General features: G+C 25.3%; 13 protein-coding genes and 1 tRNA gene. All 14 read right to left on the bottom strand.

Annotated elements, in window-relative coordinates; genetic code table 4:
• Positions 1-112 precede the first annotated feature (112 nt).
• The 14 genes from LQ356_RS01920 to pheS all read right to left on the bottom strand — a co-directional run bounded on the left by LQ356_RS01920 (position 113) and on the right by pheS (position 12,394).
• Positions 113-1,582 (bottom strand): hypothetical protein, encoded by a 1,470-nt coding sequence (locus LQ356_RS01920; RefSeq protein WP_405311106.1) that lies wholly within the window; start codon positions 1,580-1,582, stop codon positions 113-115.
• A 105-nt stretch (positions 1,583-1,687) separates the two neighbouring features.
• Positions 1,688-2,086: a F0F1 ATP synthase subunit epsilon gene (locus tag LQ356_RS01915; RefSeq protein WP_405311104.1), complete on the bottom strand. Its 399-nt coding sequence runs from the start codon at positions 2,084-2,086 to the stop codon at positions 1,688-1,690.
• Positions 2,086-3,552 (bottom strand): F0F1 ATP synthase subunit beta, encoded by a 1,467-nt coding sequence (gene atpD, locus LQ356_RS01910; protein WP_405311102.1) that lies wholly within the window; start codon positions 3,550-3,552, stop codon positions 2,086-2,088. Before atpD ends, LQ356_RS01915 begins: the two co-directional genes overlap by 1 nt.
• 8 nt (positions 3,553-3,560) lie before the next feature.
• Positions 3,561-4,430 (bottom strand): ATP synthase F1 subunit gamma, encoded by an 870-nt coding sequence (gene atpG, locus LQ356_RS01905; RefSeq protein ID WP_405311100.1) that lies wholly within the window; start codon positions 4,428-4,430, stop codon positions 3,561-3,563.
• Positions 4,430-5,998: a F0F1 ATP synthase subunit alpha gene (atpA, locus tag LQ356_RS01900; RefSeq protein ID WP_405311098.1), complete on the bottom strand. Its 1,569-nt coding sequence runs from the start codon at positions 5,996-5,998 to the stop codon at positions 4,430-4,432. Before atpA ends, atpG begins: the two co-directional genes overlap by 1 nt.
• Before the next feature lie 2 nt (positions 5,999-6,000).
• Complete coding sequence (locus LQ356_RS01895) at positions 6,001-6,540, bottom strand: F0F1 ATP synthase subunit delta (RefSeq protein WP_405311096.1); 540 nt, start codon at positions 6,538-6,540, stop codon at positions 6,001-6,003.
• Between the two features lies 1 nt (position 6,541).
• Positions 6,542-7,069: a hypothetical protein gene (locus LQ356_RS01890; RefSeq protein WP_405311094.1), complete on the bottom strand. Its 528-nt coding sequence runs from the start codon at positions 7,067-7,069 to the stop codon at positions 6,542-6,544.
• 6 nt (positions 7,070-7,075) lie between these two features.
• A complete protein-coding gene (locus LQ356_RS01885) occupies positions 7,076-7,348 on the bottom strand; it encodes a F0F1 ATP synthase subunit C (protein WP_405311092.1) in 273 nt (90 codons plus the stop codon).
• 22 nt (positions 7,349-7,370) lie between these two features.
• Positions 7,371-8,180 (bottom strand): F0F1 ATP synthase subunit A, encoded by an 810-nt coding sequence (locus tag LQ356_RS01880; RefSeq protein WP_405311090.1) that lies wholly within the window; start codon positions 8,178-8,180, stop codon positions 7,371-7,373.
• A gap of 1 nt (position 8,181) precedes the next feature.
• Positions 8,182-8,574 (bottom strand): hypothetical protein, encoded by a 393-nt coding sequence (locus LQ356_RS01875; RefSeq protein ID WP_405311088.1) that lies wholly within the window; start codon positions 8,572-8,574, stop codon positions 8,182-8,184.
• Between the two features lie 163 nt (positions 8,575-8,737).
• A tRNA-His gene (locus LQ356_RS01870) sits at positions 8,738-8,813 on the bottom strand.
• Between the two features lie 30 nt (positions 8,814-8,843).
• Complete coding sequence (locus tag LQ356_RS01865; RefSeq protein WP_405311086.1) at positions 8,844-9,278, bottom strand: CinA family protein; 435 nt, start codon at positions 9,276-9,278, stop codon at positions 8,844-8,846.
• Entirely contained in the window at positions 9,271-11,439 is a 2,169-nt protein-coding gene (locus tag LQ356_RS01860) for a phenylalanine--tRNA ligase subunit beta (protein WP_405311084.1), read from the bottom strand. Before LQ356_RS01860 ends, LQ356_RS01865 begins: the two co-directional genes overlap by 8 nt.
• A gap of 13 nt (positions 11,440-11,452) precedes the next feature.
• Entirely contained in the window at positions 11,453-12,394 is a 942-nt protein-coding gene (pheS, locus tag LQ356_RS01855) for a phenylalanine--tRNA ligase subunit alpha (protein WP_405311082.1), read from the bottom strand.
• Position 12,395: the final 1 nt, after the last annotated feature.

Genomic DNA, 12,395 nt, shown 5'->3' with positions numbered 1-12,395 from the left:
TTTATCCTCCAAAAATCATTTTAATATTAAGAATTATAAAAATATGAAAATTGATAAAAATTTGTGAAAACTTTGGTAAAACTTTGAGAAATTAAAGGCTTAATTTTCCATTTTAGATTTTTTTCATACTTAAAGTATATAGTTGATTAGAAGTGATGTGTTTATTATTTAGTAGATTATTTAATAATTTAAAGTTAAATTTAACTTCATTTTTGTCTATCTTATCTAATGTAATTCCTTCTAAATAATTATCCCCATAAACAAATTTAAATATTAGTTTGCTACGCAAATAAAATTCAGTAAAATAACTAGAAAACTTAAAAATTTCTAATTCATTAAACATAAAATTCAAATTGGCTTTATTTTGTTTTATTGAAGCAATTTTATGTCCTTGCTCATATAATTGCTTTATTTTGGTAAGTTTTTCTTGGCTTATTGTTTTATTTTCATCAATAACTTTAGTTCAAAGTCTCATAAATTCATTATTAAAAAAATTGAATATATCATTAATAAATTCTTTTATCTCATTAGTTTCTAAAGATGGAATAAACTCAAACTTTTTATAATTAAGCTTGTTTCATTTATTTTTCATTTCTTTATATGTTTTTTTAATGTTTTCTAAAGTGTTATCATCTAAACCTAGTCCATCTTTATAGATACTGTCAAACACTTTATTAATTAGCATTCCGTCTAATGCTAATTTAATATGAGAAAATATTTTTCGCAATTCAAAATTATATTTTACTCATTTATTAATTTCATTTGTAACAATATTATCTTCTTTAATAAAAGGATTTACAATTTCTTCAAATTTTGAAACATCAAAGCTGTTTATATTCTTATTTAGCAAATATTCTTTGAAATTTTTAAATGCTTTTAGATAATCTGGAAATGAAATATTTTCAATCTTAAAGATTGTTGAATAATAGTTATATCTTGAATAAAGTTTTGAAGCATTGAGAATCTTTTCCACATAAGCTTGTAAATATGAAACATATTTTCTAGCATCAAAAAGCATTTTGTTAGCTTTATTAAATAATTCAATATCAAAATTCTTTTTAAATATTTCTTTTTTAAATAAATTATTTATTTCTCTAAGCGTGCTAAGAAAATTTTTTATGATTTTTTCTTTAGTTAAATTCTTTTTAATATTATCAAAATCTGAATCAGTAATTGCTGTGTTTAGTTCTTTTTCAATTGCTTCTGCATTTAACAAAGTATGCTCATAAAATTCTTTATATTTTTTAGCTAATTTTATTGCTTCATTTAATTCATTAAAAGCATCTTGTTGAACTTTTTTATCAAGTGAACCAACACTATTTGATCTAATTTTTAAAATTTCGGTTTTTAATAAATCTGTTGAAGGTTGAAAATTTATTTGATTAATAATTGATTTTTTTACTAATGTTTTTTTATTGTTAGAATCAATTTTGTACTTATCATCTTCAATATTAGAAATTTCATTAAGAATTTTTTTACGAAAATCTAAATAATTTGAACAACTTGAAGATAATAAAGGTATAGCTAAAAAATTACCAATTGCTAAAGTTGAAATTAATAAAATTGTCTTATGTTTTTTCATGGTAAACCTATTTTTTTGTTATTTTATATACAAATTTTAATAAAAAAACTCATAATTTTTTAATTATGAGATTAATTATTTAAAGTTAAGTTTAGTTTATATTAATTATTTTGAATTATTTTTAACAATATTACGTTTTATTTTAATTTCTTCAATAACAGTATATTTTTTAGCAGATAAATCTGTATTCATTTTATTATCTTCAATAGGTTTATCCGATATTTCATTAATAATTATTGAGAATAAATTATTTTTAAAATGAACTAAACCATGATCAATATAATATTCTTTAGGACTCAATTTTTCATCAAATGATATATATAACTTAGACGGAACTATTGAAGCCATAAATTCAGTAGCATCTTTCATAACTCCACGATATCCTTCTGTGGTTTTAAAAGTAACAATTGATACCATTTCATCTAAAAAAGTGCCTTTAGGAGTATTTATTATGACATTAAATAGATTTTGAGATTCATTATTTTTAATATTAATATTGTCCATTATTTATCTTTATTTAAAATTTTATTAGCTTTTTCAACAACATCTTTAATTGTTCCAACATATAAAAATGCTTCTTCTGGTAAATCGTCATATTTTCCACTTAATATTTCTTTAAAAGATTCAATATTATCTTTTAATGAAATATATTTACCTTTAATTGAAGAAAATTTTTCAGCAACAAAGAATGGTTGTGACAGGAAGTTTCTTATCCTTCTAGCACGAGCAACTATCTTTTTATCTTCATCACTAAGTTCATGCATACCTAAAATTGCAATAATATCTTGAAGTTCTTTAAATCTTTGTAAGATATTTTGAACAGATCTTGCAGTGTTATAATGTTCTAAACCAATGACGTTAGGATCCATTATTCTTGAATTAGATGCTAAAGGATCGATTGCAGGATAAATACCTAAAGCAGCAATATCACGGTCCAAAACAGTTTTTGCATCTAAGTGTGTAAATGTTGTAGCAGGAGCGGGATCAGTTAAATCATCAGCAGGAACATAGACAGCTTGAACCGAAGTAATTGATCCTTTTGTAGTTGAAGTTATTCTTTCTTGCAATTGGCCCATTTCAGTTGCTAAAGTTGGTTGATAACCAACAGCTGATGGCATTCTGCCTAATAAGGCACTAACTTCAGAACCTGCTTGAGTAAATCTAAATATATTATCAATAAACAATAAAACATCTTGGCCCATACTATCACGGAAATATTCAGCCATTGTTAATGCAGTATATGGAGCGCGCATTCTAGCACCAGGAGGTTCATTCATTTGTCCAAATACTAAGGCAGTTTTTTCCAAGACACCACTTGCTTTCATTTCATTATATAAATCATTTCCTTCACGGGTTCTTTCACCTACTCCAGCAAAAACTGAAAGACCACCATGTTCTTTAACAATGTTATTAATTAATTCTTGAATTAAAACAGTTTTCCCTACACCGGCTCCACCAAACAAACCAATTTTTCCGCCTTTAATATATGGCATTAATAAATCAATAACTTTAATACCAGTTTCAAAAATTTCAAGTGTTGGTTTTTGTTCTTCATAACTTGGAGCAGATCTATGAATTGGTAATCTTTTTTCAAAACTATTTGTTTTATTATCAATCGGTTCACCTAAAACATTAAACATTCTTGATAAAACTTTTTTACCAACAGGAACTGATATTGGATGTTTTAAATCTTTAACTTTCATTCCACGTTTTAGGCCAATTGTTAAATTCATAGCAATGGTTCTAACTGAATCATTACCAATATGTTGAGCAACTTCTAAAATTTGCCTTGGAGCATTTTTATCATCTTGAATTATTTCTAAGGCATTTAAAATTTTAGGTGTTTTGCCTTCATCAAAGCAAACATCAATAACAGATCCTAAAATTTGGGTAATTGTTCCATAATTTTCTGATGAAGAACTATTTTGATTTTCTTTTTCTAATTCATCAATAAATATTTTTTTATTCATTTATACTCCTATTTTGAATTGCTTCCACCAACAATTTCGGTAATTTCTTGCGTTATTTTGGCTTGACGTGTTCGATTATATTGTAATTTTAAATCATCTATTAATTCTGAAGCATTATCTGAAGCTTGTTCCATTGCAATTCTACGCATTGACATTTCAGATAATTTTGAACTATATAAGGCATAATACATTGATGCTTCAAAAAATATACTAAATGAGTTTTTAACAATAATATCAGCGCTTGGTTCAAAAGACGATTTATCCATATCACTAAAAATATTTTCACTATCAGCGCTTTTTTCTAATGTTATTGGGTATATTTCCTTAACAATTGGTTCTTGAACAATGGGATTAATATATTTTGTATAAATAACCTTAACTGAATTTAAATAAGATATTTGAAGGACGTCATATATTTTATTAGAAATTATTTTTGCAATATTATAATTTGGTTCATCACCTATATTTGTTAAAGTTTGAATAATATGTGTATTTTCACGTTTAGATAAAATTTTTAATAATTTAGAACCAATTGCAATAATAATATCTTCGCTTGTTACAACTTCATTAACTTTATTAAGAATATTTGTGTTGTAAGCTCCACAAAGCCCTAAATCGCTACCAAAAATAATATATAAATCGCGTTTTTTTTCGAATTGTCAAGATTTTTCATTTAGCAAAACATCAATGTGTGGCGAAGTATACTTTAATAAATTAAAAAATATTTTTTTAACATTACTATAATAATTTTTTACTTGGTCTAAATTATTTTTGATTTTAGCAAATTTTGCAGTTGAAATTAATTCCATTGCTTTTGTAATTTTTTGAGTTGAATAAATAGAATTAATTCTTGTTTTGATTTTTTGTAAACTAGCCATTATAGTTCCAATTTAGGCACTTCTTTATGATCTTCTTTTTTATAATAAGGAATTGTTGATATAAATGATTCATTGAATGACATTATTGCATTTCAAGTGATTTTTATTAATTCCGAAGATCAATCATTTGCGCTCTTAAGTAAACTAATTATCGGTTGAGTTGTCTTATTTTGCTTAAAGTATTTTAATAATTCATATTTATATTTTCCAATTAAATCTTTAGGAATTGGATTAATTAGACGGTATTTTGATGAAAATAAAATTAATATTTGTTCAAATTCTGTATAGGGTGAATATTGTGATTGCTTTAGTAGCTCATATACTTTGGCACCATGATCTAATATATCACGTGTATTTTTATCAAGATCTGATCCAAATTGTGCAAATGATAACATTTCATTATATTGTGCAAGTTCTAATTTTAAAGATGAAACAATTTTTTTCATTAATTTTGTTTGTGCTGCTGATCCAACTCTACTTACAGAATATCCAATATCAATTGCAGGTCTTTGACCTGAATTAAACAAATTTTCTTTAGTAAAAATTTGTCCATCAGTAATAGAAATAATATTAGTTGGAATATATGCTGATATATCTTCCGCTTGAGTTTCAACAATTGGAATAGCAGTAATTGATCCCCCGCCATTTTCGGCATTTAATTTACCCGATCTTTCAAGTAATTGAGAGTGCAAGTAAAACACATCACCTGGGTATGCTTCTCGACCAGGAGGGCGACGCAATAATAATGAAAGCGTACGGTAAGCAACAGCATGTTTAGAAAGATCATCATAAATAATTAAGACGTCTTTACCTTTTGACATTCATTCTTCGGCTATTGTAATGCCTGTATATGGTGCTATATATTGAAGTGGGGCCGATTGTGAAGCGGAAGCAGAAATAATAGTTGTATATTTCATAGCATCATTTTTCTTTAAGTTTTCAACAATTTGACTTATTGTTGATGATTTTTGACCAATGGCAACATAAATACAAAAGACATTTTTCCCTTTTTGATTCAATATTGTATCAATAGCAATTGCTGTTTTACCAGTTTGACGATCACCAATAACAAGTTCACGTTGACCTTTACCAATTGGAATCATTGAATCTATTATTAAAAGTCCTGTTTTTAAAGGTTCATTAACTTCTTGACGACTCATAACTCCGGGAGCAATCTTAAAAATTGGTCTTTTAATTTGAGCATTTATTTTTTCTTTTCCATCAATTGCATTAGCTAAAGGATCAATAACTCTTCCAAGCAATTGATCGCCAACAATTGTTGAAATAACTTCTTTTGTACGATAAACATGATCTGTTTCAGAAATTTCTCTGTCATCGCCTAAAACGACAATGCCAACTAAATCTTCTTCAAGATTTAAAGCCATTCCTAAAACTCCAGATTCAAATCTAACTAATTCGCCATATTCAACATTATTAATACCGCTAACTAAAGCAATACCATCGCCAACGCTTATAACTCTGCCTGCTTCATCATATGTTATATTTTGCTCAAAATCTTTAATTTGCGATTTAATAATAGCTGATAAATCTGTAGGTTTTATTGCCATTTCTACCCCTTAATACTATATTTTTTAAAAGTATTTAAAAATCCTTCAATTGAATTTTCAATAATATAGTCGCCTACTTTAATTTTTATTCCTGCTAAAAGTGATTTGTCAATTTTGTTGACAAGTAAAACTTCTGTGGATAGTTTTTTTGATAATTTTTTTTCAAATTTTGTAATTTCTTCTTTTGATAATTTTTCAGTAGAATAAATAATTCCATACTTTACATTCATTTTTGCATTAGCAAGTTCAATATATTTTTTAAAAATGATTAAAAGATATTTTGCCACATTTGCCTTAATTGCAAGCTTAATAAAATTAACTATATATTGATGAAAAGTAGCAAAAGCTTCATCAATTTTTTGATATTTTTCATCTAATGAAATTGAATATGAATTTAAATATTTTAGATATTCGCGATTTTGTTTTATATTTTTTTCAATAATAACAATTTCATTTGTTATTTTTTCCATTTTATTAGATTCAGAAGCTAAATCTAACAAGGCAAATGACCAATTATAAACAATGGTGTTTAAATCTTCCATATTAGTTTTCCATTAATTCATTAATCAATTTTTTATTATCTTTATCTTTTAATTCACGTTTTAAGATTTTTCGCGCAAGTTCCACTGCATTTTCAATAATAATCTTTTTTTGTTCTAGTTCAAAATCTTTATATTTTTTTTCAACTAAGATATTTGCTTGTTGCAATAAAAGTTCACTTTGTTTTTGTGCTTTTTGCATACCATCATTAATAATTTTTTCACTCTCAGATTTTGCTTCTAAAATCAAATTTGATACTTTAATATTAGCATCATTGATTTTTAAATCAATACTTTCTTGAGCTTCTAATGCTTTTTCTTTTGCTTTAATTGATTCATTTATATTGTTTTGAATAAATTCTTGGCGTGCTTTAAGCATTTTTTTTAAAGGTTTATAAACTAAAAATGTAACAAATAGAACAACTAATGTTAATGTTAAAAGTGAAAGTACAAAATAAGGTCAATTAAATGTTAAATTATCAAATGTTTTTGTTATCTCATCTGAGATTTTGCTGTTATTTATAATATTCATTATTGCTTAAACAAATATTAGTAATAAAGCGATAATAAAACAATATATTGAACCGGTTTCAACAATAGCAAGTCCAATGATCATAACTGAACGAATTTTTTTCATTGCTTCAGGATTTCTACCGATTCCTTCTACTGATTTTGCAACTGATCATCCTTGCGCTACGGAAACAATAGAAGATCCTAAAACAGCAACTGCAGCTGCAAACATTGTAAGTCCATAAGCTAATGGATTTGATGCACTTTTGGTTGCATTATCTGGATTAAATGTATTTATCATAATTACTCCTTAAAATTATAATTTAATTGGTTTTGATGGGTATTTCAACATCATATTGATTATTTTTTAATAAATTTTCTTTTAATTCTTCAACTTTATCTTTAACTTTTTCTTTAACCTCAACTTCGGAGACCTGCGACCAATATGATATTGTAAGTGTCATAAAAACAAAAGCTTGAATAGCACCAACAAATATGTCAAGATATAAATTCATAAATGGTGTAATTAACATACTTATTGGGTTAATAATTGAAGCAGGACTGTTTTCAGAAACTTTAATAATTTTGATTCAAATTTTATCTAAACTAATATGTAATAAAGTTATTAAAACAATTCCACCAATAATATTTCCAAATAATCTAAATGTTAAACTAATTAATGGAGATATGTTACCTGCTATTTCAATAGGATTTAATAATGTGAACAAATACTTAATTTTTTGGTATGCAAATCCTATGCCAATTGTTGTAAATCATGTTGCCGCGGTTGCTGCAAATACAACGCTTAAACTACTTCCAATTGGAGCTAAACCAAAAAGTGAAATAATGTGTCCAAAAAATAAAAAGCAAAATAAGGATATAAAATAAGGATTTGCTTTATCCAATCTATGATCAGATAAATCAGAAGCATAATTATCCCCCATAGTAATTAATCCTTCAACCATAATAACCGATGTTGAAGGAGCCTTATCTATTTTTTGTTTTTTTATTGCAACGTAGATTAGAATGCATAAAATAAATGTAATAATTACTAAAAAAACTAAAGAAAAAATATGGTTTTCAGTTATTTCTTTAGGGCCAAATCAATTTAATTTTCCAAAAAATCTATCCATATTATTCCTTTTTATTTTTATTTAAATTACTTTTAGATTTCTTTAGCATACCATATTCAAGTAAAGAAGAAATTAAAAAAATTAAAAATGGTATTACAAAAACAATAAAATTAACTGGAAAAAATGCAATTAATGTTTTTGCATCACTGTGTTTTTTATATAAATAATTAATCATAAAAATACCTAAAATTAAAGCAAGAATAAATATATTAACTAAAAATAAATATAATGTTCCAACTCTTTTTTTATGCTTTTTATTTATATCTTTAATTTCAATAAAAATGTTTTTAATAATTGAATCAATACATAGAACATAAATAATAAGAACACAAAGTCCAAACAAATGTCCTAATATTAGTGAATAATTTAAATAACTAAAAGCTATAAAACCCATAATAAATGCAGCATTTATAGTTAAAAAAAATATTCAAAATCTTTTATTTAAAACGTCCTTCATATTTTTGAAATTCTTAGGTTATATAAACCTTAATTAATTATAGTATTATTTTTCTAATTATGTTATGCATTTTTAAGTGATAGAAAAGAAAAATAAAAAATGGGGTGCGCGATGGGGATCGAACCCACGTATGCCGGAGCCACAACCCGGAGCGTTAACCACTTCGCCACACGCACCACATATTTTAATATTTTAACATAAACATGCTAATAAATTTCAATTATGTCTTTTGATTTTAAAATGTTAATTGCAATTTCAACGGCTTGTTTTCTAATTTCGTTTCTTTGCCCACTTAAAATATATTGATAAACTGAAACTTCATTGTTTAAACAAATTGCTATATAAATAAATCCAATCGGCATTCCTTCTTCGGCAATTGGACCTGCATTTCCTGTAAATGAAATACATAAATCTGAATCAAAATATTTATTTCCCTTTAAGGCCATTTGGGCAGCAATATCTTTATTAATTACACCTTTTGAAATATCAAGTCCTAAAACATCACGTTTTATACGAGAGTCATATGCAACTAATGAACCTCTAAAAAAAGTACTTGCATTTGGATGTGAAATAATTTCGCTTGCGAACATTCCGCCTGTAAATGATTCAACTGCACTTATTTTATATTTGGATCTAATCATTATTAAAGTCCTTATCAAATTTTTTTGTTGCTCAATCTTCTAATAAAATCGATAATGTAATATTTTTTTCATCTTCTGATTTTTGATATATATCTTTTACTTTAATTTCAAAAATACCTTTTAAACTATTAAGCTTATTAATTGTATCAATTATTGATTGATTTTTGTGTACACAAATTGTAATATCACGTGATTTTAAAGGCATTTTATTATATGGCTTATATTTGTATGGAAAATTATTGATTTTATCAAGCATTATTTCAGCAAAAAAAGCATCAGATTTAAGAAAATTAGGATTAAGTTTTGCAATATAACCAACCATTTCATCTTTATCATTAAAAATTAAAGTTGAAGCATTGTTATTAAAAATATCTAAAGAAGGCTTTTTAAACATCAATTTTTTATTAGTTAGTGAAAGAATATCACAACATAAATCATCAAATGATTTTTCATTTGAAACAATTCCTAAAACATTATTTTGATTATTAATCATACCTATTTCAAAAAATGAATTTTTTAAAATTCCTTGTTTTTTATTGTTAACTATTGCATCATTTAGTGAAAATATCATTGAATTTCTTATTTCAGAATGTTCATAATTTTTTGAATTATTAGTTGCATATGTTTTTAAAAAAGAAAAAGGATTAAAAATATTATTTTCATGCTTTATTAAAGTAAATGTTCGAATGTTTGAATATCCCTTATATTTAAACATTGATAACACATTTATTTCATCGCTTATATTAATATGAGGTAAAATTGTTGGTTCTTTAGGTTTAAAATTATCATAACCATAAAATCTAAAAATTTCTTCAATTAAATCTTGAATTTGTTTTAAGTCATAGCGATATGATGGAAAAGTTATTTCTTTCATTTTTTTATTATATTTAAAATCAAGAATTTGAAGTTTTTTAAGTACATCTAAATATTTAGATGTCTTGGTCAAACCAAATCCAGCATATTTATCTATTAATTTTTCATCAACAAAAATAGTTTGATTTGAGATTTTTCCTGGATTAATTAGTTGACTATGAAAGGTTAAATGTTCAGATAAAAATTGATATGCTAAATGTATTTGACCTAAAGATATTTCTTTGCTTGCTCTTTGTGATGATAATGTATCAAACTTAATTTGTTTAGCGTTTTTCCTAACATCTAAAATATTAAAACTTGCAAGTTCAAAAATAACATTTGATGCAGTGGAAATAAATTTATTTTCAAGGCCAATAGTTGCTGCTAATGCTATAATTTCACTACCATTTTTTACAACTAAGTTTGAATTTAATTTTATGGGTTTATTTCCTAAAATTAAAACTTCTTCACTTGAATATTCAGTCAAAAATTCGTTTGATTTTAAGTTTGAATATACATTACATGGAACACCTGCATATAGCAAAACTAAATTAGTTAAATCAATAGCATTATTAAATGTTTTTACATTGTTTTTTCATAAAAAATTAAGTTCATTTAGTTTTAAATTAACATCATAATTTTTCGCTTCTACATACGATAAGTGATTTGTTCCAATTAATTTTTTTGAAACATTAATATTAGATTTCATTGTTGGTGTAGGTTTTTTAAGACTAATTGGACTAGTGTTAAAATAAGCAGCTAATTCTTTCGCCATTACTAAATAACATAATGCATCAGCACGATTTGAAAGTATAGTGACATCAATTAAATAGTCATTCAATTCAAAATATTCAATTGGATCTAATGAAAGATCAACTTTTGAAAATGTAAAAATACCATCCTGATATTCTTGAGGTACAACATCATTTTTAAAACCAATTTCGGAAAGTCCAACTAACATTCCTTGCGAATTTATGCCCTGCATAACTTTTTCAGCAAAAACAATATTTTTTGATCTCGAGCCAGGAATAAATGCCATTAAATAATCATTTTCTTTAACATTAGTTGCTGTAGTTTGGATTATTCTTTTAACATTACCTTCAAATTCAATTTCACAAACAGTTAATCTATCAGCATTTGGATTTTTATATGTTTTTAAAACATGTCCAAACTTAATACCTTCAACATCACCAAATTTTTCATAAGATTCGACTTCAAAGCCAATTGAATTGATTGCTTTGGTTATATCATCGATTGAAACATTTTCTAAATTTGCAAGTTTTAATAATTTTTTATACGAAAATATCATTTTAATTCCTTAACTATTTAAATTGATTTAAAAACCTTTTATCATTTGAATAAAATTCACGAATGTCATCAATTTCATATTTAATCATTGCAATTCTTTCAATTCCAATTCCTGCTGCTATTCCATTCATTTTATTAGTATATCCAGCTTTATTTAAAACACTATTATGAATCATTCCAGCGCCTAAAACTTCAATTCAGCGATTTTTGTAAAATATATCAACTTCAACACTTGGTTCAGTGAAAGGAAAATATGATGGTCTAAGTCTAATTTTAATTTCTTGTTCGAATACATATGAAAGCATTTCTTTTAATGTATAAATTAATGTAGCAAAACTATGTAAACCTACACTTACTAAGTCAAGTTGAGTAAATTGATGTGAATGTGTTTGATCTTCTTCATCATTACGATAAACTTTGCCGATAGCAAATTGCGAAAATGCTTTATTTTTGTTTTTCTCTAAAATCCTTGCACTAATTCCCGTGTTATGAGTTCTTAGCAATAATTTATCATCTAAATATAATGAATCTTGCATATCACGTGCTGGGTGATTTTGCGGAATGTTTAACCTTTCAAAATTATATTCATCATTTTCAATTTCAGAGGCTTTGACTTCAAAATATCCATTTAGACTTAATCATTTTCTAAACCTATTCGCAATGATTTCAATTGGATGAATAGATCCATAAAAATTATGTGGAAAACTAAAATCTTCAAACTCATTTTCCATAATTTTGTTAGCTTCAATTTGGTTTAATTTAGTTTTTGCTTTTTCAAAAAATAAATTTGCTTCTTCTTTAAGCGCTTGGATTTTTTTACCAATTTCAGCCTTATTTTGAACATTTTTATCTTTTAATAAATTAACTAAACTAATTAACTCATTTGAATTGTTAAATTCATTTTTAATGTTTTTTAAATCTTCAAGATTATTTATTTTATCTAAATCAAAAGTCATT

The organism is Metamycoplasma faucium (assembly GCF_045160055.1).
In the GTDB taxonomy this organism is placed as follows: Bacteria; Bacillota_I; Bacilli_A; order Mycoplasmatales; family Metamycoplasmataceae; genus Metamycoplasma; species Metamycoplasma faucium.
The sequence above is the reverse complement of the archived record's forward strand: the minus strand, read 5'-3'. Positions and strand labels throughout refer to the sequence as shown.